This window comes from Myroides sp. DW712 (assembly GCF_046557355.1).
In the GTDB taxonomy this organism is placed as follows: Bacteria; Bacteroidota; Bacteroidia; order Flavobacteriales; family Flavobacteriaceae; genus Flavobacterium.
In genome coordinates this window covers 1-26,094 of sequence record NZ_JBKFDO010000001.1, presented here as the reverse complement: position 1 = coordinate 26,094, position 26,094 = coordinate 1, and the positions used below count along the sequence as shown (strand labels likewise).

The 26,094-nt window shown below is 35.7% G+C and carries 20 protein-coding genes; 4 read left to right on the top strand and 16 right to left on the bottom strand.

The features are described from left to right. Positions 1-158: 158 nt before the first annotated feature. Together ACLJX0_RS00100 and ACLJX0_RS00095 are read right to left on the bottom strand one after the other, a co-directional pair. The gene (locus ACLJX0_RS00100) at positions 159-2,477 is read right to left on the bottom strand and encodes a BamA/TamA family outer membrane protein (RefSeq protein WP_410877556.1); all 2,319 of its coding nucleotides are present in this window, start codon (positions 2,475-2,477) and stop codon (positions 159-161) included. Next, positions 2,452-7,521 carry a translocation/assembly module TamB domain-containing protein gene (locus ACLJX0_RS00095; protein ID WP_410877555.1) on the bottom strand — a complete coding sequence of 1,690 codons (5,070 nt, stop codon included), beginning with the start codon at positions 7,519-7,521 and terminating at the stop codon, positions 2,452-2,454. Before ACLJX0_RS00095 ends, ACLJX0_RS00100 begins: the two co-directional genes overlap by 26 nt. A 541-nt stretch (positions 7,522-8,062) precedes the next feature. Here ACLJX0_RS00095 and ACLJX0_RS00090 point away from each other — a divergent pair. Beyond that, a complete protein-coding gene (locus ACLJX0_RS00090) occupies positions 8,063-8,293 on the top strand; it encodes a hypothetical protein (protein WP_410877554.1) in 231 nt (76 codons plus the stop codon). Positions 8,294-8,365: 72 nt separating this feature from the next. Here ACLJX0_RS00090 and ACLJX0_RS00085 read toward each other — a convergent pair whose 3' ends face one another. From ACLJX0_RS00085 to ACLJX0_RS00050, 8 genes are all read right to left on the bottom strand, one after another. Then, positions 8,366-10,672, bottom strand: coding sequence for a hypothetical protein (locus ACLJX0_RS00085; protein ID WP_410877553.1), 2,307 nt, complete (start codon positions 10,670-10,672; stop codon positions 8,366-8,368). Continuing rightward, the gene (locus ACLJX0_RS00080; protein WP_410877552.1) at positions 10,632-11,636 is read right to left on the bottom strand and encodes a hypothetical protein; all 1,005 of its coding nucleotides are present in this window, start codon (positions 11,634-11,636) and stop codon (positions 10,632-10,634) included. The genes ACLJX0_RS00085 and ACLJX0_RS00080 overlap by 41 nt, the downstream gene beginning before the upstream one ends. 184 nt (positions 11,637-11,820) lie before the next feature. After that, a complete protein-coding gene (locus ACLJX0_RS00075; protein WP_410877551.1) occupies positions 11,821-14,703 on the bottom strand; it encodes a prolyl oligopeptidase family serine peptidase in 2,883 nt (960 codons plus the stop codon). Positions 14,704-14,948: 245 nt separating this feature from the next. Next, positions 14,949-15,278, bottom strand: coding sequence for a hypothetical protein (locus tag ACLJX0_RS00070; protein WP_410877550.1), 330 nt, complete (start codon positions 15,276-15,278; stop codon positions 14,949-14,951). Positions 15,279-15,377: 99 nt separating this feature from the next. Continuing rightward, positions 15,378-15,983, bottom strand: a complete 606-nt coding sequence (locus ACLJX0_RS00065) for a hypothetical protein (RefSeq protein ID WP_410877549.1) — start codon at positions 15,981-15,983, stop codon at positions 15,378-15,380. Positions 15,984-16,097: 114 nt separating this feature from the next. Continuing rightward, positions 16,098-17,501, bottom strand: a complete 1,404-nt coding sequence (gene lpdA / locus ACLJX0_RS00060) for a dihydrolipoyl dehydrogenase (RefSeq protein WP_410877548.1) — start codon at positions 17,499-17,501, stop codon at positions 16,098-16,100. A 109-nt stretch (positions 17,502-17,610) separates the two neighbouring features. Continuing rightward, positions 17,611-18,489: a diacylglycerol/lipid kinase family protein gene (locus ACLJX0_RS00055; protein ID WP_410877547.1), complete on the bottom strand. Its 879-nt coding sequence runs from the start codon at positions 18,487-18,489 to the stop codon at positions 17,611-17,613. Positions 18,490-18,576: 87 nt separating this feature from the next. Then, positions 18,577-18,882, bottom strand: coding sequence for a rhodanese-like domain-containing protein (locus ACLJX0_RS00050; protein WP_410877546.1), 306 nt, complete (start codon positions 18,880-18,882; stop codon positions 18,577-18,579). Positions 18,883-19,011: 129 nt separating this feature from the next. Here ACLJX0_RS00050 and ACLJX0_RS00045 point away from each other — a divergent pair, with 129 nt between their 5' ends. Further along, entirely contained in the window at positions 19,012-19,674 is a 663-nt protein-coding gene (locus tag ACLJX0_RS00045) for a thiamine diphosphokinase (protein WP_410877545.1), read from the top strand. Between the two features lie 95 nt (positions 19,675-19,769). Here the strand turns inward: ACLJX0_RS00045 and ACLJX0_RS00040 are convergent, their stop codons facing one another. The 5 genes from ACLJX0_RS00040 to ACLJX0_RS00020 all read right to left on the bottom strand — a co-directional run bounded on the left by ACLJX0_RS00040 (position 19,770) and on the right by ACLJX0_RS00020 (position 23,573). Continuing rightward, positions 19,770-20,354, bottom strand: a complete 585-nt coding sequence (locus tag ACLJX0_RS00040) for a hypothetical protein (protein WP_410877544.1) — start codon at positions 20,352-20,354, stop codon at positions 19,770-19,772. A gap of 44 nt (positions 20,355-20,398) precedes the next feature. Next, the gene (locus ACLJX0_RS00035; RefSeq protein ID WP_410877543.1) at positions 20,399-20,941 is read right to left on the bottom strand and encodes a hypothetical protein; all 543 of its coding nucleotides are present in this window, start codon (positions 20,939-20,941) and stop codon (positions 20,399-20,401) included. Next, complete coding sequence (gene pncA / locus ACLJX0_RS00030; RefSeq protein WP_410877542.1) at positions 20,942-21,556, bottom strand: bifunctional nicotinamidase/pyrazinamidase; 615 nt, start codon at positions 21,554-21,556, stop codon at positions 20,942-20,944. It lies immediately after the preceding gene. Between the two features lie 61 nt (positions 21,557-21,617). Then, complete coding sequence (gene rocD, locus ACLJX0_RS00025) at positions 21,618-22,859, bottom strand: ornithine--oxo-acid transaminase (RefSeq protein ID WP_410877541.1); 1,242 nt, start codon at positions 22,857-22,859, stop codon at positions 21,618-21,620. Positions 22,860-23,141: 282 nt separating this feature from the next. Continuing rightward, positions 23,142-23,573, bottom strand: a complete 432-nt coding sequence (locus ACLJX0_RS00020; RefSeq protein WP_410877540.1) for a hypothetical protein — start codon at positions 23,571-23,573, stop codon at positions 23,142-23,144. Between the two features lie 279 nt (positions 23,574-23,852). Here ACLJX0_RS00020 and ACLJX0_RS00015 point away from each other — a divergent pair, with 279 nt between their 5' ends. Further along, positions 23,853-24,338: a GNAT family N-acetyltransferase gene (locus ACLJX0_RS00015; protein ID WP_410877539.1), complete on the top strand. Its 486-nt coding sequence runs from the start codon at positions 23,853-23,855 to the stop codon at positions 24,336-24,338. 70 nt (positions 24,339-24,408) lie between these two features. After that, positions 24,409-25,038 carry a class I SAM-dependent methyltransferase gene (locus tag ACLJX0_RS00010; RefSeq protein ID WP_410877538.1) on the top strand — a complete coding sequence of 210 codons (630 nt, stop codon included), beginning with the start codon at positions 24,409-24,411 and terminating at the stop codon, positions 25,036-25,038. 352 nt (positions 25,039-25,390) lie between these two features. Here ACLJX0_RS00010 and ACLJX0_RS00005 read toward each other — a convergent pair. Further along, on the bottom strand, positions 25,391-26,094 hold a 704-nt coding region (locus ACLJX0_RS00005), incomplete at its 5' end, for an OmpA family protein (protein ID WP_410877537.1).

Genomic DNA, 26,094 nt, shown 5'->3' with positions numbered 1-26,094 from the left:
ACGCTATAGTATATAGAAAAAAGCGTGCCAAAAAAACGAAACTGCCTGCAAATTAAATAATTTATTATTTATCAACCACTTAAGGCCTCTTCTTTTTTTCATTTACTAGCCATCTTGTTCTATTACCCAACACAAATTGGGTAGATATTCCCCAAATACTAGAATGGATACCCAATTGCGAGGTTAAACATCAAGTTTTCTTTTCTCCATTTACCGCTTCCAAAGTTAATATCTTTTACCACCCAACGCTCTCCTGGTTCATTATAAGGCACGCGAAGTGGAAAAGCAAAATCAAAGCGAACCACCAAGAAGGTGATATCAAATCGAAGCCCTGCTCCTGCTCCTAAAGCAATTTCTTTATAAAAATCACCTGATATCTTTCCACCTGGTCGATCGGATATTTCATTTAAATTCCAAATATTTCCTCCATCAATAAAGAGGGCACCATGCATGATACTCACTAACTTCTTGCGGTATTCAAGATTAAATTCCAACAACATATCCCCCGATTGATCTGGAATAAATTTAGCATCAAAAGAACCTGGATCGAAACTTCCTGGTCCTAAAGTTCGCGCTCTAAATGCTCGAATACTATTGGATCCTCCCACATAAAACTGTTTGGTATAAGGCAAATTTTTTGAATTCCCATAGGCATATCCCACGCCTGCATGTACGCGACTCACCAATTGAGAGGTCTTGCTCAATTTTAAATAATGTCTAAAATCATGCTCTGTTTTAATATATTGGCTAAAGGGAACACCTAAAATTGCTTTTTCTTTATCCTTATCCACATCTGCGCCCATGAGTAATCCAGTAATATTTCCAGAGAAATCTAATCCTCCGCGATAGTATATTGTACTCTTTTTATATTGATTCATGGTATTGGTATACGTATAGGTATAGGTAGGACCAAAAATCAATTGTTTATCCAACACACGTTCTAAAGAAGGATTTCCATCAGCCGTCTCTTTGTAGAGATCTGTAACATTTTGAGGCGTTACATAGTTTACTTCTAAGACATTAAACTGGTGCTCTTTGCGTACATTTTCTTTCCACAAATAGCCCCAAGATCCTTTAAAGGAAGTTAAGGAATACAATTGACTACGCTCTAAGTACTCTCCTCCTAACGTTGCTTTTGTACGGGGTACGTAGCCACTAGAAGAATGAAAATTTCCAGGAGCAATTAAGCGTGGCCAAGTTAAACTCGTCTCTAATCCTATCTTATACACATTAAATCCCTTATTTTTCGAAGACATTTGAAAATCAGCTCCGCCATAAAGGGAAGCAGAAAATAGCTCTGCTCCTTTGAAAAAGTTCTTATGACTCCAATTCAAGTTTAATTCTGCCCCATTATAGCTTGCGGAATTGGTTTTCCCTAAAAGTTCCAAGCGAATCGATTTGGGATTATCTGGTGTTAAGAAATAATACACATCTAAGGTATTGTTGATGGAATCGGACAATCCAAATTGATTTTTCACATATTTAAACACACCTAAATTTACTAGCCGATTAAGGGATAAATTATGATCATTGCGATTGTATAACTCCCCTTTTTCGAAGTAAATAGTATGGTCGTATATTCGCGGTTTAAATTTGGATTGAGGGTCAATAATCTGGAAATCTTTATATGTTTTTGCTGCTTCCAAATCTTCTTTTACATGAGTATTGGCTAAGGAATAGTCAGAAAAAATATATACATTTCCGATTGTATAGGCTTTTGTTGCTAAAACAGGCGTATCTTCTTTCACTTTAACAAACAGATTCACTTGGTGATTCCCTACCGTACTATCCACTTGAACGAGCAGATTATTAGGACTAAAATAAAAATAGCCTTTATTTTTCACGTAATTATCAAAACGCACGCGTTCCTCTTTAATCTGATCTAAGCTGTACGGGCGGTCCTTTTTTAAACGGGTCCACCTCGTCCCAGCATCATAAATTGTTTGTTGCAGCGGTGTTGAGTCATTTAGGAACGTTACTTCGTTAATTTTGTACTGTATACCAGGTTGAATTGTGTATAAAGCTCCTTTTTTCTTCTCACTTACTTTAATAGTATCATAGGCCACTTGTACATCAAAATAGCCGTCATTCTCCATTCTATTTACCAGAATAGCTTGGTTATGTTGCATATCCACTTGGTTAAAAAGAACAGGCGGTTCTCCCAATGAATTGCGCAACCAGCGTCTTATTTTATTAGTTTTTGCTGGATTTCCACCCAAATTATAAAAAAACAATTTAGGATGTAACCCCAAAAAGCTTGAATTAGGGAGGGGACGCAGCTGGCCTTCTAAAGATTCCGCAATTTCTTTTCGCTTCGATTTACTCATCTCGTCGCTTTCTACTTTTATCACCCCTTTGGTATAGAGCGCTTCGTCTTCCTTCAAGTATTTCGTGGAACTACATGAGCTTACAAAGAATCCAGCAATTCCTGTTAGGGTAAGTAATAGAACCTTATTCCTTTTCTCTTTTAGCTTCATTTCTCACTTGTTTTTTCAATTGTCTTTTATCTTTTGAGCGCTCAAATAATTCTTTAAAACGCTCATAGCTCATTGTTATTATAAACCCGACTCCCGTTTCTATGACTTGCCCTTGTAGCGCCACTTCATATTGGTTTTTGCGGTACACCCGCAATAAATATCGCCCATCTTTAGACAGGGCATATTCCAATTCAATATCACCTGCAATATTAGTTGCTTGCTCATTTTGTCGTTGGTTTCCTTCTACTTCAAAACTACTTCCTACAGTTACTTTTAATCGATCGGAAAACAGGCGTTTAGAAACTGCTACATTCAAATCTGTACGATTTTCTCTTGCACCAGAAGAAAAATCTTCGCTGGACTCTAGATTGAAATTTAGTTCTACCCCTTGAATCAAGTTACTCGCTAAGTTGTTCAGCTGATCAGACAACAATCGATTTACACTTTGACGAGCCATTGTACCCGCACTTAATCCACCCATGCTTTCAAAAGGATTATCGCCAATAAAGTGATTCAATAACAACAAAGCAAATACTTGTTTATTAAGTTCAGATTCATTGGCTCGAATTTGTTCTAACTTTGTTTTCGTATTTGAAATTACATCTCCCGAAGCACTAGTCACCCCATCTTTCAATCGAATATCAAAGGAAATTTCTGGCTTTAACAATTCTCCTTTCATCATTAACAACGCCTGAAATGGCAATTGTTGTTTATACATATTTTGTTGTGTAGGCGATAAGGAAGCTAATTGATTCTGAAGCAAGTCAATTGGGGCAGTTTTGGTTTCATAAATAGCCGTTAGATTTAAAATTGCATCTGTTGGATCACCCGCAAAGGTGATGGAACTGCCTTTTTCTACAATGAATTTTCGCTTTAAGAAATTAAAAGATAAATCGTAAGAACCTTCGGAGAATTCATATCTTCCCGTTAGTGTTACCTTTCCGGAAGGGTCAATTCCTCCCACGATATCTCCTTCTCCTTTAAGCACAATTTTATCTCCACTACTCTTATCCATAATCATCGAAAACGTGGCTTCTTTATCAACCACAATGGATACTGAAACATCCATGCCTTTTAAAGCAGATTGATTGAAGTCATTTTGGTATTTCTGCAACTCCGCTTGTTGTAAACTTTGTTCATCAATAAACTCGACAATTCCTTCACGATCTGCAATAGAAGGGTCTTCTTGTGGCATCACCATGGTAAAATCTGTATTCTTACCAATACTCAATTGGCCTGAAACTTTTGGCGTATTTAAATCACCTCGAATTTTGATATTAGAATCAAAAATCAACGTTCCATAATACATATCATTGTCTTTGACTGTTGAACTAACTGCCTTAAAATCGACAGCCTTTATATCTAAATTAAAGTTGAAATCCGTATAGGTTTGGGTTAATATTTGTCCGTTGATAACCAATAAATTACCATCTGCATCCGTCACACTGAATCGATCTAATTCAATTCCCTTATCAGTAAAAGATATTTTTTCGTTAATATCTTTGAAGTCAGCGTTAATGGGATTCACGTGAAAACCAATCTGATTAAAGTCTAAAACTCCCCGAATCGCTGGTTTATCGTACTTTCCTTCTACCGTTAGTCCTCCGGAAAGATACCCTTGCGCTTGGCTTAAATTTCCCATACTGAAGTGTTCTACAGCAGCGAGCTGAAATTTATCCACAAGCAATTTTAGCGCCATGGTTTTCTCCTCTACATCAGTGGTTCCATACAAGCGAATTTTATTCTCTTTTCCCTCTAAAATAACATTTGCTTTATACTGGCTTAGCGATTGATTTTCAACGCCAATATGTAAATTGCCTAATCCAATTTCATACACCGCTAAATCAGCTATATCGATATCAGAAACAAATCTAAAATCTGTAGTTAAATCCTTCAGATGCAGATTTCCAGTAATCATACCACTGGCTAATAGCTTGTCTTTCTTCACCATTTTAGTTATCGTCTCGATACTGAAATTTTTAAAATCCACCGATAGTGGGCTATTCATTTTCTCCTCTTCTGAAGCGAGGCGAATCAAACTATTTTGATGACTTAATTCAAAATCCTTGGCATAGAATCCTTTTTCTCCAAAGACAATGCGATTATCTTGATTGACCTTCCAAGAGGCATAATCTAGGATAAAGCCATTTTCTTTCAGACGTAGTTCATGCTCTTTATTCGCCGCTAAGACTTCTCCTCCAATCAAATAGCATATTTTTTCTTGACTATCGAGCAATTTGAAATTAAAATCAAGCTGGTTGTCCTTCGCAAAACCATCAAACATCAAGCGTTTAATACCAAAAGCAGCTGTTGAAATACTTTTAATCCCCAATTGATATCCTAGAGCGGTAGTATCTTTAGGTGCAACGTCTAGTGTAATGGAATTGATATGAAGATCTCCGTATTCCAAAGCAGGAATTTCACCTTTGAGCGATAGATAATGGTCTTGTTCTCGATAGGCTCCTTCAAACACAATGGGTTGTATTTCTTTTAAATCTGGAAGTATTTTTTGAAAAATAGGGTCATTTTTAACGCGTAACTGATAGGTAAACTGTTGCTTTTTACGCATTTGTTCTTCTACTTTTTCTTTCGCTATCTTTTTATCTTCTGCTTTTCCTACACTTACATCGTAATACGTTCTGATGGTTTTTGTTAATGCCTCCCCTAATTTTGTCAACGCATAATCACCATCCATTTCGAAATCTAACACTTGAGAAGTTAACTTCATCTTGCGGTAATTGGTTTCAGCTTGAGCAGTAAATGTAATGGGGTCCAATTTAAAAGAGCGGCTAGCGGCAGTAAATCGCAAGTCACTAATTGTTGCCGTTCCCACCAAGCTATCAGGTAAAATATTAGGCATCCCTACTTGAATTTGCCCTGAGATGATTGAGGGTTCCTCATTCAAATGCAATTGATATAAATCGATTTGCTTTAAATCAGCAAGCAATTGCAAACTCAACGCACGATCCGTCCAAGTTCCCGAAGCGTCTAAATCAAAAGCTAAATTAGGATCTGTATTCTGTGTACTTATCTCATATTGTCCATTCGCTAGTTGTCCATTTAACTGAATATCTTTATAGGTATAACCATTATACTCCGCTTTTTCCAGTTTAATCGCCGCATTCGCTTGTGCTTTTGATGGCTCAAAACTAACTCCATCTATTTTGGCTTGCATACTTAAAGTTCCCATCGAATCGTTTTTGATCAATCGTCCGATATTTAAATTATCAATATGCAAATTGGCACGATACTTCTCTTTGTTTTTCCTGCGTTGATCAAAAGCTCCATCAAAATCAATGGAACCTAAACTTGTTTTTAATTTAAACGTACTTACTATATCCTGTTGGGTTCCCTTGGCTTTTCCAGTAAAGCGAACCAAAGCAGGAATTTCAATAGTCGTAGGCAAAACCTGTGGTGGCGCTGCTAAATGAATATCTTTCGCTGTAGTTTGAAAATCTTTGACCGTTAAATCAATATAGGCTTTTGCTACATCGGGTAGATTTCTAACTTTTCCTTCTGCATTCAAAAATGTTGAGCCCAACATACTGACATATAATTTTTCTATCGTCAAATCACTGACTAGTCCTTTAGCGATTAATTCTACATTTATTTTCTCCTGGCTGAGTTTCGTCCAACCGTTTTCTTTAAAAACATGAGGAATCAAGAGATAGGCATCTTTCAAGCCTAGATGCGAATTTGAAATAGCCACATCGGTTGATAGTTGTCCCAATTGATCTTTCAATTGATCTAAGCTATTATAATTGAAAACAGTTGTAGCATTAAACAGCGTATTTGGCGTTTCGATGTGTAAATTTTTCACAAATGAAGCTTGTTGTCCATATTGAAAATAGGCTTTTACTTTGTTTAAAGTAAAACCACTTTGTTCTTTAAATGCAAATTGCTGTAAATTTCCATTTAAACCTGCATCTGTATATTGGAAATCTTTTAAACTAAAATTTAACTCTTCTATTCCGATGTGATTCGTATCAAGTCCTTCAGGCGTACGCTTGTGATTATCATCATCATATTTGGCATTAAAATCGTTAATATCCAAATTTCGAATAGCAAGATTCCACCCCATCTTTTCTTGTTCAGGTTGAGTCAAACTATCTTTTTCCTCTACTGTTACTGGAATCTCTGGCGTTAATTTACGGGGTAAAAATCGAATATTCGCTACTGTTTTATCCAATAGAAAATCTTCAACATCAATTTGTTGTTTTTCTAGGTTTAACTTATTCAATGACAATTTAAAAGCGTCCATAGCCAAGAAAGCTTGGATATAGTCTTCCGCACTTTGGTAATCTAGTATTGTTTGCGTTAATTCAACTACTCCTATATTGAGGTCGATGGGCTTCGTTGGTTCTTGTTCTAGCATTTCTTCTTGCTGTACTTCTTCCCGTTCGCCATGGTGTTTTTCTTTATGATACACAACGTTTAATCCATTGGAAGAAATCACAGGCAAGGCAAAACGCATTTGTTCTAAATCAAAATCCCTAAAACGAGTAACAAATTGGTTGAGCTTCACCTCTGCGTGGTGTCCGTCATAATAATCATCAAAAGTTAAAGCAATAGAGCTAAGGTTAATTTGCCCGACGGAGATTGTCATGGATGAAGGCTTTTCTTCTTTCTCCTCTTCCGAAGCGAAGGCATCCATAATATAGTCAAAATTAAAACGCTGTAGTGTATCGCGTTGGACATTAGCGCGTAGCCCATCCAAATCAATAGCATTGATAGTAACCTGATTTTTCAATAAGCCAAAAAGACCAATATCCACCCCGAGGTGATTGACATACAGTAAAGTATCTCTTTCTTGTGATTCAAGGTACAACCCTTTGACTACTATTTTTTTGGGAAAAGAAATGGCAATGCGATCCAATTGAACAGGTGTTCCAATTTTATTTTCAACAAAGGATATTGCTTTATCCTTTATTGTGTTTTGAATAGCCGGTATTTGTACCAATACAATTAAAAGTAGCAATAAAATGAAGATTGAAAACACAATCCAACCCACTATTTTACCTATTTTAACAAGTAGTTTCTTCAAAGCCTGATATTTTTACTCAAAAATAGCAAAAACATACTGCATTTAAGGAAACAAATAACTAATATTTCACAAATAACAATCGTTTTTAAAACGTATCAAAGCGAAAAAAATAAAATATATTTTTGTTCAAACCTGTAATTCGACAGATTAATTTCTTTTTTTAACGTATAAGTAGTCCTTTCTTATTTTTAAAAATAAGTAATTCCATTTCTCTATTTTTTCACTCTTTTTTCCCGCTTAAAAAAGAAGGACAATAGAGAAATAAAAATATAAAATACAGAAAAAAGAAAAAAAAACAGCTTCCTTTTTTAGAAGTAAAACCGCTAAAAAACTCAATAAGCATCAAGGATTAAATGATACTTTTTTTTAAAAAAGTTGGATTCTATTTTAAATAAAAAGAAACAAATCGAACTTTTTAACGATTTTAAGTTAAAAATAAATTTATTTTTAGTAATTTTACAAGCACAAAACAACACTTATAATTTAATTCGATCAAAGCCCCTTACAAAATTTGATTGTCGTTCTTAAAAAGTAGCCAAAAATGAAAAAATTATTTTTCAATCAACAAGGAATTGAGCAGAAACAACAACACATGGCTCAACTTTCTTCTCAACAATTACAAGAGGAGCTTCTAATCATGCTGTATGATACAAAGAATTGGGTTATTACTAATTTTATTTTATCCAAGCATCAATTAGAAAAATTAGAACATGCACCCGAAGCATTTCTAAGAAATTTTAGCCTTACATCGATGAATATTGTTTGCAATTAATCGATTAAAACAGGTTTTAAGTAAAATGTACAAATAAAAAATCCAGAACCTGTGTTCTGGATTTTTTTGTTTTTATTGGTGGTTTTTCTCTAAATACGTTCTAAAATACCCACATTCATTGATTACTTCTTGGTAGTACTTCGTATCTTTATACAAGGTCGCTAGTTCTTGGAATCCCTTCCACTTTTTGAACATCGGATCGTCCCATCCTGCTCCCCAGTAGTAATCTTTATTTTGGTATTGCTCGGCATAAAACTCATTGCGTTCTACTTTCGCTTCTAAATAAGCGATTTTTGCTTTTTGTTCGTTTGTTGTCGCTGCTTTTTTTGCTACACTGTAATACTTTTTTGCTTGTCCCATATGGAGTAAATACTTTCGCTCCGAAGGGGAAATGAAATTTCCATATTCATTCACTAATGCATTGTAATAAAACACGCGTGCATTTCCATAATAGGTTCCATTGTAAAAGGCATTTCCTACTAGTAACGCATTATTGAACACATCTTCTCCTTTTGCCACTTTATCTTGCATTTCTTGGATTTTCTCTAAGAAGCTTAATTTTGTGTACTTTACACTTTGTTTAGCCTGATGATCGCAATCGTTACAATCTTGAATTTTTCCATTAAACGGATTTCCTAATAACTCCGTATTTTTGTAGGGTTTAACATAGGATTCACCACTATAAGCGTATTCCGCTTTGATAGGTTCTGCCTTTTTCATTTCTACAATCGCTTGTTCAATTTTATCTTGATAGAACAAATTAATGGCTCTTCGCTCGTAAATATCACTTAAATTATAAGCATATTGATTAACCATCAGCTGTTCAAACTTGGTTTTCTTAGCAGCAAGTAAAAATTTCTCCATTTTTACAGTATTGTCCACATTACCATAAAAATCAAGATTAGAATACATAATTTCGCTCATTACACTATTCCCTTGTTCAGCGTAAATAGCAGCTAAATATTGACGTACCCAGTGCAACGCATAATCATAACGAAACGGGTCTTCCCAATTAGATTTGGGCATGATTTCGTTGTAAATCCACTCCATATCTAAGAGAATGATTTCTTCTGCTCTTGCATCCATCTTTTTGATTTGAGACACGCGGTTAATTAAGTTAAACAAGCGAATTTGATTGTCAACCAAAGTATTCCCCTTGGCTTCTTTCTTTGCTTGGGCTAGCGCCTGATCTGCTTCTTGGTATTCTCCTTGAAATATCGCTAAATAACCGCTTGCCAACAACCACAACGCGGGATTATCCACTTGCTCGGGTTGTTTCGCTATACTCTTAATCCAATCCAATCCCGGTTGATCAATCGCTTTATTTAGACTCGCAAAGTATTCTTTGCTGCTTTTAAATGAAGCTTCTCTAAATTTTAATACAGCTGCTTCTTGTTGATTTACCCAACGGGTCAATAAAAAATTGGCATGTGGACTCTTCTTGTCCACGTCCATCATTTCTTTTAAAGCATCAAGGGAATTAGTATAGTATCCTTGCATTGCCCAAAGTGCAGCTTGTACTTCTTTTGAGGGAATGGTTTTCGCTACTTCTTTGGTATTGGCAGTATCCATTGGTCTATAATTATACAACGCTGTCTGACGCAACATAGCGTTCCCGTTAAATACTTCCGCATATAATGCATTGGAGTGATTAAAATCTCCAGCTTGGTAGTAAGCCCCAGCAACATAGCTTAACCCTCTATAATACAAGGTGTTTTTGGGTTGTTTAGCTGCACTTTCCTCAAAAAAAGTAATCACACTAGCTCGATTGGTGGAATAAAACTTGGCTTTCATAACTTGAAACCACATTCTATTTGTATAAAACGCATCGTTACTTCTAAGTCCTTTATATACTTTTTCTACTTTATCCGCTTGATTTTCTTCCATAGCTGAAGCGGTATAAGATTCATAATCCCAATAGCTATAGCTGTCGTTCGAATAATTTTCAATGGCTTTGGCCTGGTATAAAAAAGTGACGAAATTCTGAACACGTTCATCCTTTAAATTCCAAGTTGTTTTGTTCTTTCCTTTTAAATTGGCATACAATTGATTGATTTCTTCTTCATTTTCTTGACTCGATAACAGGAATTTTTTCACCTCACTCTCTTCTAATCTTCCCTTTAAATACGTAGTCCATTCTACTACAATATCCTCATTAAACAGGGAGGCATTATCCATATATCCACCGTTATAAAAACGATCATAAGGAGCGAAGAATAAAGGTTTATAGGAATCATCTGCAAAGGCTTCGGGCGTGAAGTTGGAAATACTAGAATAGCTCCACCAGCCATCGGCACAACCATAGGTGTAAATACCCGTACCCAAGAGGGTTACAAGGCTACTTACGACGTACCATTTCTTTAAAGATTTCTTGATCATAGGTAGTAATATTTTTTGAATTTAAGTCGTATAATATAATTTCTTTGGGTGTTTTACCACTCGCTTGATACAAATCAGTAGTCATTTCTTTGAGTTGAGCTGGTGCAATACTTTCTACTTTGAGTATATCTCCCGCTTGAAAGACAAAACCAAAAGCCTCTATTTCTTTTTCTACAGTAAATTGATTTTCCCCCGACTGACGTATATAAGCTTGTTGCGTTAAATCCGCTACACGCAATCGACTAATTAAACGCACTACTTGATCCTTTCGGCTGTGCACTACCCAAGAATAAATGGGCAAGGCATAATCTAAAGGCAAGGGATAGTCTTTTAATCCACTAGTATATTTTTGGGCGATTTGACGATCGTAAATTGAATTTAAGGAATCGGAAGCAATGCGCCCCATATTGTAATACATCAACACGCCTCGATCAACGTTTGGGACTCCTGTTTTTGAAGCAAATTTTACCTGATGCAACCGAATAGTTACAGATATTTTCATATCTGTTTCTTTGCGCAACTGCTCTATTAGGGCAAAAAAACGCTCTTTACTTGTCAAAGTCCAATCACAATCAAGTTGTATTTCCTGGCTGTCAATATTATTTCGATCATTAATTTGCTGCACAAAATCTACGAGTTGATGGGCGAATTTTTTCACATCTAATTGTCCACTGAGCACGACGTCATTCTTGATATAAATAACTGGGACCACCTCTAATAAAGGCACAGCATCCTTAAATACAATAGGTGTAATTGGAACGGCAGCTCCATTTTTTAATCCGACATCAAAATAGCGAATATACAACTTCCGAACCTCCAGATTTTTTAAGGTTTCACGCTCTACTTGATCCAATGCAAATGTAGTTTTCCAATAGTAAAAGGAAAGTTGAGGATTATCTTTAGAAGTCGTATCCATACAGGAAATTCCTAGCAATAGTAGGATTCCAAACAAAAATTTTTTCATAGCCTATAAGAAGCATTTACCTCAGCAAAAAAGGACAACTTCCTTGAACAAATGTACAGATAAGAATGTAGATACTGCTCTATATTCGACACTAAATTTGAGCACAACCACTCTTTTTTATACATCAAAAGGCCTAAAAAGAGATATTCTTCTTAGACCTTTTGTTTGCTTTATATTACGTTAGTTAGTTGACTTTTTCAGCTGTCAAGTCAAATCCCCAATCTTTTCCTTTCAGCACAGCAGGAACTCCTTTCACCATCCATACGGGTGCTTGTGCTCCTTTAAGATAATAATCAAAGAATTGCTGCTGACGAATTTGAATATCTTTTCTGTTTTGGCGCTTCATCAAATTGTGTTCATCTCCGTTGTAGTTCAACATCCATACGGGTTTTTCTAGTCGTCTCATCGCCATAAACATTTCAATTCCCTGATACCAAGGCACAGCTCCATCATTGTCGTTGTGCATAATAACCAAAGGCGTAGTAATAGCTGGCACTTTGAACAACGGTGAATTTTCGATGTATAAATCATAGCCCTCCCATAGTGTTTTACCAATTCGACTCTGTGTTTTTTCATACTGAAATTGACGACTCATTCCTGTTCCCCAGCGAATTCCCCCATAGGCAGAAGTCATATTAGCCACTGGAGCACCTGCCCAAGCAGCAGCATATCGATCGGTAACGGTAACCAAATGGGTCACTTGATAGCCCCCCCAGCTCTGTCCTTGAATTCCAATTTTAGTTCCATCTACCCAAGGATTCGCTTTTAAATAATCTACCCCAGAATTGATGTATTCTTCCGCTGCTTTCCCTGGAAATCCATCCGTATAGCTAATATCGGGAGTAAACACCAAATAACCATTACTCACAAAGTACGGAATATTCAAGCGAGAAGGCGTCGGAGCTGGTGCTTCATAGCGATTCAAATTATCGGATAATTTTTCATAGAAGTACACAATCATCGGATATTTTTTAGTGGCATCGAAATCTTCAGGTTTAAAGAGCACTCCCGTTGCTTCATATCCATTTGGAGTCGTCCAATGCACTAATTCATTCGTTCCCCAATTGTATTCCTCTTGTTGGGGATTCAGCTTACTGATTGGGTTCATTTGATTTACTTGTTTTCCAACATACAAATCATTCGAATGAATAAAATTTCCTTTCGTAACTGCATATACCTCCGCATTTTTTGCCTTACTCAAAGAAGCAAAACCACTGTAGTCTTCCATACTAATTTTTATTGGATTTGCTGCTTTTTTCAAATTCACATAAAAATAACCAGCCGCTTTGGTTTGATTATCGAATACTGTAGCTATTGTTTTCTCATTTTTAGTAAAGGATTTTTTTTCCTCATCTAGTTGTAGTAAATCAAAGGTTAAATTATGTTGACGTCCATAGCCATTGGTCACCATACGAGGAGCTTTGTTTCCTTTTAAATCAAACGCCCAAATATCGTAGCGATCGCCAATTAATACCGATTCGTCATTATCCATCCATCCTTTAATCCCATAAGCGGAAGGAAGATCGGGCATATCAAATTCCTCTTCAGCAAAAGACACAGATACTCCTTTGTTCAACTGTTTGGTATTCCCTGTTTTTATGTCATAACTATACCAATTTGCCTCTTGACTATTATAGTATACCACAGCCGTTCCTTTAGGAGATACCGAAGCTCTTCCTGGTAAATCTTTGATTATTTCTTTCTTCACTCCTGTGCGAACATCTACACTATAGTAAGACATTACACCAGCGATATCCCATTGTCTTTCCACGCGTCTGCCATAATCCGAAGCCTGAAAGACAAAGGTAGCATCTCCTTCGTCTACTAATGACGTATAATTGGTTGTTTCATCTGCTAAGGCTACTATATTTTTTGCTTGAAGTAAATCTATCGTAGCTAAATAGGATTTCTTTAACTCCTTCTCTAAATTAACCAACTGTTGAGGTTGTAAATAATCTTCTTTATAATGCCAAATATCCACAATAGCATGATCATCTGCAATTAAGGTTGTATCCTTTGGAATGGGTTGAGGTGCAATGCCAAAGTACAAGCGCTTGCCATTCTTACTAAATTGAGGGGTGTAATTTTCAGATATCACCCAATTTTCTGGCATTCCTTGAACTGTATTCGTCAATAATGCCGTTGCTTGTTTAGGCAAGGAGGCGTGATAAATCACATAATTCTTTACCAAAGCCTTCTCTTCATCTTGGGTATAAGTAAATACCACTTGTTTTCCCTCCTTATCCATACTAAACTGGGTGAATTTTCCCTCGCCTAGTAATAAAGCTGATTTTTTTCCTGTTTTTAAATGCAAAGCATATGCCCCATAAACTGGAGTAACCGCTGAAATTGCTTTTTCTTGCTCTACCCCTTCTTTATTTTCTTCTTCATCTGTCTCCTTGCTTTCCTCTTCTTTTTTCTTTAATTCTGGATTAGCCGTTACATAAACTAAGTAATTTCCCTTTTCATCAAAGTGGTAGGACACTACGTTGTCTAGGCGTTCCTCACTTCCTGTTTCCAGGTGGCGAACAACGAGCGTCAAGGGCTCATTCTTCTCCGCTTTTTTACTGGCTTTTTTCTTTTTACCTCCTGTGGTATCTTGCTCTTTCTCTAATAAATAGGCTAAAATACTTCCTCCTTTTTCAGGAATTTTAAAAGACTTGACCTGCGGAATTTTAACTATTGTTTGTTGTGTTAAATCGTAAATTCCCAACGAATCTTTGGCAATTTCGTCTTCTTTTTTCTTCTTATTTTTGACAGCCTTTAAATCCGCATAAAAAGGTCTAATCGCAAAAATAGCGTATTTTGAATCCGCAGTAAAAGTTGCTTGTTCTCCACGCGGGAAAGCTTGTTCTTTTTGTTGCTGTAAAAAATGTACCACTACGGTTTTATCTCCTTCTTGAGGAGCAATTTGGTAAGCAATTGCTTTTCCATCATTGGTAAATTGTTTGTTGGCGATTGTTTCCCAGCCATCGTATACCGAGTGATCGAGCGGTTTTTTTTGTCCATACCCTAAAGTGGTTGTTAAAAGTAGCAAACCAAACCCTAGAGTGGATAATCTATGCATTTGAATCATTGTATAGGTGTAAAATATTGATTTATGTCGTGTAACGAATGGTACAAGATATTGCATTAGGATGTATCGAACAAATGTATTAACACCTCACTTCATCCTATACAAACTGAGATTATGCAATTTGTAAGAATTTAACTTTAGTACCGAGTCTATTTCCCAATGATTTTCAAGCTTTAGCCATAAAAAAAGGATACCTGTATGCAGGTATCCTTCACATCTAGCTATTTTTTTAGCATTTATGCTTGTAACTCTTGTATAAAAACTTGCACATCAGTATCAAATGTTGGTTCTTGAATAAGTTCTAACGCTAAAGTGGTCATCTTTTTAAAGTGTACTTTGGTATAACTACGACCAAAACTCATCTTACAGAAATCGCCTACAATGCCAAAAACACCATTAATTTCGGCTTCTGTTACTTCTTTTTTATCGGCATATCGCCCTCGTAGTACGGCTGCACCAACAAAAGCTCCTATTTTTACTACCAAATCTGTATTTAAGACTCCTTTTTTATCCGCTAAATACAATAACTCATCTAAGTTATGATGAATCAATGTCTTTATATCCATAATCTTTTCTCTTAATTAAAAGACAAAGTTATAAAAACAATCTGGAAAATAAGAGGCAATAAAAAAGCTTCTATCAAATAATAGAAGCTTTGTGTTTTTTTAGTTCTTCTTAAAATATAAATAAACTTTTTCGTCCTTATTCAAACGATTATAGTCAGATAAACGATCTTCAATTCGAAGATATCCTGCTTGAAATCCTATTTCCACTTCACCGCTATAATGATTTTTACGTCTATATTCTTCCTTGATAACAATTTTATCTACTTCTCCATCTTCCCCTTTTTCAATAACCTCTACTTTTTGAATATAACCATCATCTATAGATGTTTTCATATACCCTGGTCGTACTAAATTGTTTTTTTGCATCAAACGTGGAAACTCAAAAATAGTAGAACAATCTTTTTTATCGTTAATAATATCGATACGATAGTTGTCATACGTAATAGAATCTAAAGCGACTCCGGCTCTATGTACAAACAAATAATCTTTATATTTACACGGATGCGATTCCGGTACTAACCCAACTTTTCGATCTCCAATTTTATTCCCTACATATTGATATTTACCTGTTTGCAATTCATCCAAACTAGTCAATTCAGTATAAGGTTGAGAAAAAACAGGATCATCAGAAGAAGATTTATTATCATCACTTGAACAAGAAGCTAAAGCAATACTGCCCAATAAAATAGCTATTACCTTTTTCATTTCGCTTTGGTTTTATTAATTATGAAAACAAATATATTCTTTTTTGAATGATAATAATTAAAAAAGAGTCTAAATAGCTATTTAGACTCTTTTTTTAACATATTTTTTTCTTAACTATACGTGTAAAGCACGATTTTCAGTAGCAGCTAACGCTGCTTCTTTGATAGCCTCTGCAAACGTAGGGTGAGCATGCGACATTCTTGAGATATCTTCTGCTGAAGCTCTGAATTCCATAGCAGTTACCGCTTCTGCAATCAAATCTGCAGCACGAGCTCCTACCATGTGAATCCCTAATACTTCATCTGTATTTTGATCCGCAAGAATTTTCACTAATCCATCCAAATCTCCACTCGCACGAGAACGTCCTAAGGCTCTGAAAGGGAAACTACCTACTTTATATGCAACACCTTCTGCTTTTAATTGCTCCTCTGTCTTACCAACAGCAGCAACTTCAGGCCAAGTGTATACTACTCCCGGAATTAAGTTGTAATCGATATGCGGTCTTTGTCCTGCTAAGTACTCTGCTACCAGTACGCCTTCTTCTTCCGCTTTATGCGCTAACATCGCTCCACGAACTACGTCACCAATTGCATAAATGTTAGAAGTAGTTGTCTGTAAGTGGTCATTTACTTCAATTTGTCCTCTGTCAGTTACTTTTACGCCAGCTTTCTCTGCATTCAACCCGTCTGTATACGGACGACGACCTACTGCCACTAACGTATAATCACCTTCTAAGGTAATGATTTGACCTTTTTTATCTTCAGCAGAAACTTTTACTACATCTCCTTCACGTACCACACCTTGTACTTTGTGTGACGTATAGAATTTCATTCCTTGTTTCTTTAATACTTTTGTCAATTCTTTAGACACAGCACCATCCATTGTAGGAAGGATACGATCAGCGAACTCTACCACAGATACTTGAGCCCCTAATCTTAGATACACTTGACCTAATTCTAATCCGATTACTCCCCCACCAATGATAATTAAGTGTTTCGGTACTTCAGGAAGTTTTAAGGCTTCTGTAGACGTGATAATACGCTCTTTATCTAATTGAATAAAAGGCAACGTAGACGGTTTAGAACCTGTGGCAATAATCGTGTTTTTTGCTTCGATTTGCTCCACAGAACCATCATTTTTTGTCACCTTAATTGTAGTTGCATTTTCAAATGATCCAACTCCTTCGAATACAGTAATGTTGTTTTTATCCATTAAAAACTTCACCCCTGAACAGGTTTGATCCACAACTGCTTGTTTGCGCTCAATCATTTTAGTTACATCAACTTTCACATCACCAGTAATTTCGATACCGTGTTCTGCAAAGTGTTTCATTTCTTCTACCATGTGAGAAGAAGCTAACAATGCTTTTGAAGGAATACAACCTACGTTTAAACAAGTTCCCCCTAAGGTTGCATATTTTTCTACAATAGCAGTTTTAAAACCTAATTGGGCACAACGGATTGCAGCAACATATCCCCCAGGCCCTGAACCAATTACAACTACGTCAAATGAATTCATATTTTTTTTAACTTTTTGATGTTTATATACGAAGTACAAAGGTACGCTTTTCCAAACTAACTCTTTACACCTTCAAGTGTTGTTTTTATTACGAAAAAACGTTTTTATACTAACAAATAACTTTTAAACTCTTTTGTGCGACTTCGATTACGAAATGGTTGGTATCAAATTCATAATACTCTCCATCAATTTGTGCTCCATTCTTCGGGCTGTTCATCATTTCAACCACTATTTTATTGGTTTGCACATAATCGGTTCGTCTAAATCTTTCTGTTTTCTTCAATAAAACATATAACCCAAAGGTCAATTGTTTAAGGAAGCTAATTTTGGGTACCATGAGATAGTCTAATAATCCATCTGTCAGACTCGCCTGTGGCGTTAAACTCATATTATATCCCATTTCATTGGAATTGGAAATAAACAACAACAACGGATTAACTTCTTTTGTTGTTCCGTTATAAGTTACGCGCATTTGCTTGGCTTTATATTGTTGGGCCGAATTTAAAGCAGCGCGAATATAGGAACCTAATTTTCGTTTCCCTGATTTTTCGTACTGTTCAATTATCGTTGCATCAATACCAAATCCCATATTACTAAAGAAATAGGCTCCGTTTAACATTCCAACATCCATCGCGACCACCGTTTGTTTTCGAATTAATTCTAACGCTTTATCAATGTCTTTGGGTATTGATAAATTAGAAGCTAACCCATTTCCTGATCCCACCGGCACAATGCCAAAAAGCACTTCTTTGTGTACTAACTCTGTCGCTACTTCGTGAATGGTACCATCCCCTCCACAGGCTACAACAATCGTTGCTCCCTGTGTTAAAGCTAATTGGGTTAATTCAATGGCGTGTTTTTTACGTTCAGTTAAATGCACCACAACCTGATATTTTTCACTGGAAAAAAACGTTCGAATGTGTTCTTCAGTAATATTGTGTTTGCCTTTTCCCGAAATAGGATTAACGATAAAATGAATATGAATCATACAACGAAAATAAAGGATTGAAACAAATACCGTTTTGTATTTGTTTATTATTTTATGGCAACAAAAAAGTCAACATACGTTGACTTCCTATACGGTTGGCCCTTCCCATTCTGTAATTCCGCCAAGTAAATTAAACGTATGTTCAAATCCCAATTGATTCATTAGCATACACGCTTGGTTACTTCTTCCTCCTGCTTTGCAATATACATAGTAGTTCTTCGTTTTATCCAATTGCTCTATTTCATCTAAGAAACCTTGTCCTCTATAAATATCAATGTGCATCGCATTGGGAATCGCTTTTTCTTCTACCTCTTCATCTGTGCGAACATCCAAAATAACAGCATTGCTATCCTTTTGATATTGTTCCCACCAAAGTTCTTGTGTTAAATCCATTTCTGATTACTTGTTATAATAGCTTCAAAGATAAAGTTATTTTATATTTTATCTAGTATTTCCTGCTAAAAAAAGACTTTTAGAACGATTTATTGTTTTACTTTGTTTGCTTAAATACAAGAAGTAATTATGTCATCACATCACATCGTTCGAGATGATCAAGAACCTGCGTTAATCATTGCCAATGGAGCAGCCTGTAGTCAAGATTTATTAGATCAATTGCTAGAATGGTCTCCTTATATTGTCGTATTAGACCAGGCCATTGAACGCGTTATCGCATTGAATATCAAAGTAGATGTAGTAATTGGAGACTTTGATCGGGATTTTGACCCTACGGTGTATTTAGCTAAACAGTATCCCTTAGAAATTATCCACAGCCCAGATCAAGAAACGACGGATTTAGAAAAAGCACTCAATTTCTTACGCACCAAAGGAATAACAGCAGCGAATGTTATTTGGGCAACGGGTAAAAGAGCGGATCATACGTTTACAAATATTACCACCGTAGTAAAGTATCGAGATAGCATGAAAATAGTCATTCTTGATGATTATTCTAAAATTTTCAGACTCCCTCATACGTATAAAAAATGGTACACTAAAGATACTATCCTCTCGTTGATTCCCGTTGGAAAAGCAGGAAACATCACTACAGATAACCTGAACTACCCCCTCCATCAAGAAGATTTGGAATTGGGAATTCGAACAGGATCGAGCAATAGTGTAGCGGAAGATGGCTTAGTAAGCATTACGTATGAAACTGGTGATTTACTATTGATGGAATGCGTGGATTAATTTTCGTCTCCCTTAAACAAGAAAAAATAGAACAACTAAAAAAGGGCATTCTCAAAAGAATACCCTTTTTTTATACTTAATTTTGTAATCTCTTCTTATTTTCCTAAGAAAATTTGGAAACCTAACGTTAATCCTAATCCATTATGTGCTGAGGCACTTGATTGATTTGATTTACTGTAGTTGTATCCGACAATTGCTTCTAAAGCAACATTACGAGAGACGAAGTGCGAGTATCCTGCATTAATATTAAATGCAAAAGACGTATCGCTCTCTCCTGCAATTTCTGCACCTGAAATACCAACAGCACCTTGCCCAAAGAAACGCCCTGTTTCACTAGCTCCTTCTGGGAAATAGTATCTAGCATATGGCATTACTTTATAACTCCAAATGTTATCACCGTCTTTTACTGTTTGAAACCCTGTTCCAATCTCAAGACCAACTGCAATTCCATCAGAAATAAAATAACCCGCTCTAGGTGTTACATTAATATTGAAACTTTCTTCTTCAAAGCTATATCCTGTTGATCCAATAGCTCCTCCAACAATCCAGTTTCCTTTTTTGATTGGTGTAGTTCCAACCTTCTCTGATAATTTTGGTGTTTCTACTACTTTTCCTTTTTGTGCATGTGCCATTGTCATACTACCTAACAATACTGCTGCAATCAATGTACTCTTTTTCATCTTTTTTGCTTTTTTAATTATACCTATTTTCCTTACTCGTTTAATCAAAATTGAGATAAGAAATTTCGTTTTAATTCTAACAAACTCTTATTCGTATCAACTAAACCTGTAATTAAATATTGTCTCAGTTCTTCTTTATTGGGATGTGTGATGTATTTCGCCCACTCCTCTGAAAGAAGTACTTTCTTAATTTCGCTGATTCGTTTCGCTGTGTCTTTGGCATTTCTTCGAAGCGCATCACCACCGTTAAGACTCGCATAATGTTTAAACGTCACTTCTTTTTGCAAAAAATTAACACTTATAACATAGTTCTTTTCTTTTTCATCATTGGGATAAAAACCAGACCAAGGCGCATAGGCTACGACATATCCTTGGTTTTTATTCTTGTCGGAATTTAACTTCCATCTACAGTTAGCAACTCTGCCCCAATGGTTTGCATATCTAAAAACACCTGCTGTATCGAAAAAATAACAGCTGCCTTTTTCACTTTTAAAATTGAGCTTTTTATCTTTTATTTCTTCTAATGGGACTTCGGTCCATTCACAATACGTATGTTTAAAAAAATTCGTTGCGTTGTATGTCTTCATTTATCGCTTTACTTCTTCACTTTCATTTACAATAACGACTCCATTTGCCTTCAATTTTACTTTAGCTTGTTCCAGACCTTCTGCCGAAATCGGTTTGGTAGCAAAGGCTAAGAAATACGTATCAAATCCCGTATTTCTAGCATCCATTGCTGTATAAAACACACAATACTCAGCGGCTAATCCACATACATAGACTTCAGTAACGTTTTTCTCCTTCAAAAACCCGAGTAGGCCTGTTGCCTCTCTTTTATTGTTATCGTAAAAACCGCTATAGGAGTCGATGTGCTTATTCATTCCTTTTCGAAATACAGCTGCAACGGGATTACTATCCCAAGCCTCACTAAAGGCTGCTCCAGCTGTTCCCTGTATACAGTGATCAGGCCATAAAACCTGAGGAATTCCTTCCAACTCAATCACATCATATACGCCTTGGTTTTCGTGCTGAGAGGCAAAACTCTGATGATCAACAGGATGCCAATCTTGTGTAGCCACTACCAAATCAAAATGATCTTGGATCGCATTAATAGAAGGAATAATTAAATCTCCTTCCTGTACTGCTAAGGCACCATTAGGCAAGAAATCCATTTGCAAATCAACCACCACCAAAGCTCTCATAAGTTACTACTTTTATTTTAAATTATAACAAAAAAAGAAACGAAAAATAAACTATTTTCTTCTATCTCTCAAATTCTTTTAATGTTTTTACGATAATAGAAACACAATCTAACAATTGTTCTTCGTTCATAACCAAAGGTGGTGCAAAGCGAATAATATTTCCATGCGTTGGTTTAGCTAATAAACCATTATCTCTCAATTTTAAACAGATATTCCAAGCTGTATCACTATCTTCTGTATCATTAATCAAAATAGCATTCAACAATCCTTTTCCTCGCACTAACGTACAAATAGTACTTGTTTCAATGTATTTTGTCAATTCACTTCTGAATAATTGCCCTAAACGCTCCGCATTGTCAGCTAATTTCTCATCTAAGACCACATCTAATGCCGCAATTGCAATAGCAGCAGCCATTGGATTTCCTCCAAAAGTTGAACCGTGTTGCCCTGGTTTAATTACATTCATGATCTCATCATCAGCTAAAATTGCTGAAATAGGATACGCCCCTCCTGATAATGCTTTTCCTAAAACTAAGATATCTGCCTTTACATTTTCGTGTTGAATTGCTAACATCTTTCCTGTTCTTGCAATTCCCGTTTGCACTTCATCAGCAATAAACAATACATTATGTTGTTCACACAGTGCTTTCGCTTCTGCTAAATATCCTGTTTGAGGCACATAAACACCAGCTTCTCCTTGAATAGGTTCTACTAAAAAACCAGCAATTGTAGCACTATCTTTTTCTAAAGCTGCGCGTAAAGCATCAATATTATCATAAGCTACACGGACAAACCCATCCGTATAAGGACCATAATTTTTTCTAGCATCCTCGTCATTAGAAAATGAAATAATCGTTGTTGTTCTTCCGTGGAAGTTATTTTCACAAACAATTATTTTCGCTTGATTCTCTGCGATTCCCTTTTTCTCATACGCCCATTTACGACATACTTTTAGCGCTGTTTCTACGGCCTCTGCCCCAGAATTCATAGGCAATACTTTTTGGTACCCCATTAATTCCGTGATTTTCTTTTCGTATACTCCTAATTGATCGTTGTAAAAAGCACGAGAAGTCAACATCAACGTATTGGCTTGTTTTGTCATTGCCTCAACAATTTTCGGATGGCAATGTCCCTGATTTACTGCTGAATAAGCAGATAAAAAGTCGTAGTATTTTTTACCTTCAACATCCCAAACGTATACCCCTTCTCCTTTGGTTAATACCACAGGTAGTGGATGATAGTTGTGTGCTCCGTATTGATTTTCTAAAGCAATCGCTTGTTCTGAAGTTATTTTTCCTGACATAATAGTAGCTGTTTTAATTTACCTGCAATTTACTTCTTTTTATGCACATAATTCGAAATAGCACCACATTTACCCACATTTGAACTTGTTTTGTATTCAAAAACAGAATCTTTCTATTTTTTTATTTCTACTTTTTCAATACAAACAAATAAAACTACGGGAACAACCGATGAAATTTCCTCTGTTTTTTCACGAATCAATTCAATCTATTGCAAAAGTTTCAATGTAATCTAAAAATAAAAAAAGTGATTAACATTGCGTTTAATCACTTTCAATTATTTTTTATTTTTTCAATTTTTCTTCTATTTCAGTCCATTTGGATGGATCCTCTTTGATATCGAGATAGTAATCGTACAACATACGAGTGAGTTTCACCTCTACGCGTTGTCCTATGACTTCATTCAACGTAAAGTAGCCATAAAACACCCCTTCTTTTTTTATCAACGGTGGTTTCTCTGCATGTGCATTCCAAGGAGAGAAGTTACTTTTATCATCGCCATAAATTCCATATTTATTCCAAATTGATTTTTTATTGTATTCATTGCCGTAGATACCGCTCGAATTCCACACAGAGTTTTTATTCTCCGACGGACAATTTAAACATCCTAAATATTCTTGTGCTTTATTGTTGCTATAAATTTCTAACGTTTGTGCTTTTAAATGAAAGGAAACAAGGCAAAATAAAGCGACTAGTCCATTAATTTTCTTTCTCATTGTTTTTCGTTGTTTTGCTTCTCGCAAATTACAACATATTTTAGACTCTAGCCGCATCAAATCATTTCTTATGTCTTAAATTTCGATTCAAAAAAGAAGATTTCCTTTTTTTCATTTTATACTTATTTTTCTTTCTTCTTTAGAAAAAACACTAGCCTCGATTATTTTCACAGTAAAAAGAGTACATTTAATAAGTTCTATTACGAGTCTTCTTTTTACACAAAAGAGAAAAGCACAGGTGTGGAACAGTAAAATCATTCTCTTAAAAAACAGCCTGTTATGGAAACAGAACGCTTATCTCTTACGGAACTCCATCATCATGATCATGCGTTTATCATCGAAATTGTCAATACCCCAGGTTGGTTAAAATTCATAGGCAATCGCAATATTTATAGCGCATTAGATGCGCAACACTATATTCAAAATATTCTAGACGACACTCAATTCACCTTTTGGGTGGTTCGCCTAAAGACAAATCAAACTCCTCTTGGCCTTGTTTCTTGCATCAAACGAGACTATCTGGATGCTCATGATATAGGATTTGCCTTTCTCCCGAATCATATGAATAAGGGCTATGCTAAAGAGGCTACTACTAAAATTATTGCGGAATTCAAACGTACAGCATCGCACCAAAAACTATACGCCACTACCCTACCTGAAAATAAAAGCTCCATTAAATTGTTGATGCGTTTGGGTTTTACTTTTATTAAAACGATACACCCAAAGGATGAACTTTTAAATTTGTATGTCTTGGTGTTGGTTTAAGTAGCTTTTTTGTTATTTTGTAATGCTGTACCTTCGTATCATTAATTATCCTTTCTCAAAAAAATGTTCCATGGAATGCCCCTTATGTCAACGTCCGTTATCCCATAAAATAGACTCCTTTTATTATCATTGTAGCACTTGTTTTGCTTACGTCAAAGATATCTACCATTATTTTTCAGCTGAACAAGAAAAAAGACATTATGAATTTCACAACAATGATGTTCATGATTTAGGGTATCAGAAATTCACCTCTCCAATTACCAATGAAATTTTAGCCTACTATGGTCCCGATACATTAGGTTTAGATTTTGGTTGCGGTAAAGGCCCTGTTATTACCAAGCAATTGGTAGATCGTGGGTATACCATCAATTTGTATGACCCTTATTTCCACCCTGATTCCTCTTATGTGAACCATCAATATGATTATATTTTCAGTTGCGAAGTTTTTGAGCACTTTCATCATCCTCATCAAGAAATCATACACTTAAAAAGTCTTTTAAAGCCAAAAGGACGCTTGCTTATTATGACGCATCTCTATGCAAATCAAGTGCCCTTTGAATCATGGTATTATCGCAAAGATGAAACCCATGTTTTTATTTACACCGCTCAAACCTTTGACTATATTGCAACACATTATCAATTCCAGCTAGAAAAAATAACCGACCGTCTGATTATTTTAGAAGCAATAGAACAACGCTAGAAAATCCTAAAATTCTGATATACAAAAAAGGAGTATTTCAACTGAACTACTCCTTTTTTTTATACACTACTTGAATACAAGTAGTCAGAACAATAAAAAAAAATTATGACATCCTTATGTTTTGAGGAAACACATAAATAATTTTGCGCTTTACTTTATGAAATAGTTTTATTTTCTTCTATTTTCCTTACCTAAAAACAAAGCAAGTATCGTACCAAAAAATCTCAATACATGATAATTTACACGAAAACCAAAGAGCCAAACAACAAAAACTAACCAACAAAAAAAGGATTAGCCATGCAGCTAATCCTCTTTCATTGAAAAAAATACATTATTCTTAGGTATAAACGAACTACATATCCATAACAATAAATTCACTTCTTCGGTTTTCTTGGTGTTGTTCTTCACTACAGTCCACTCCATTACTACAGCTATTCACCAACTGAGTTTCACCATAGCCTCTTCCTGTTAAACGACTCGCTTCTATTCCTTGTCCAATCATCCATTGGATGGTGGCTTGAGCACGACGTTCAGACAATTTTAGGTTATACGCATCGTTTCCACGACTATCCGTATGGGAGCGTACATCCAACTGAATCGTTGGGTGTTTGAGCAATACATCCACTACTTTCTGTAATTCTATTTGAGCATCTGGACGAATTGTCGCTGAATCAAAATCAAAGTGGATCGGTGCTAATTTCAATTTCTTGAATAAATCATCACCTTTATTAATCAACTCAATTTCTATATTCACCCGTTGCTGAATATCGCGATTGATATCCACCACAAATTCTTTGGTAAAATACCCTTCCTTATTTACTTGTACATTGTATTGATTTCCACACAACAACTTCTCCGCACTATAGTACCCTTGTTCATCGGTATAAATCTTATCAACAACTTTGTTTTGTCCATCGAAAAACAGCAACTCTACACCTACAACGCCTCCTTTAGAATCTATATCGGAAACCACTCCATCCATAATCTGATAGCAGGTTTTCTCCACAAATAGATAGATGTCATCGGCTCCATTGCCTCCAGTTCTATTGGAACTCA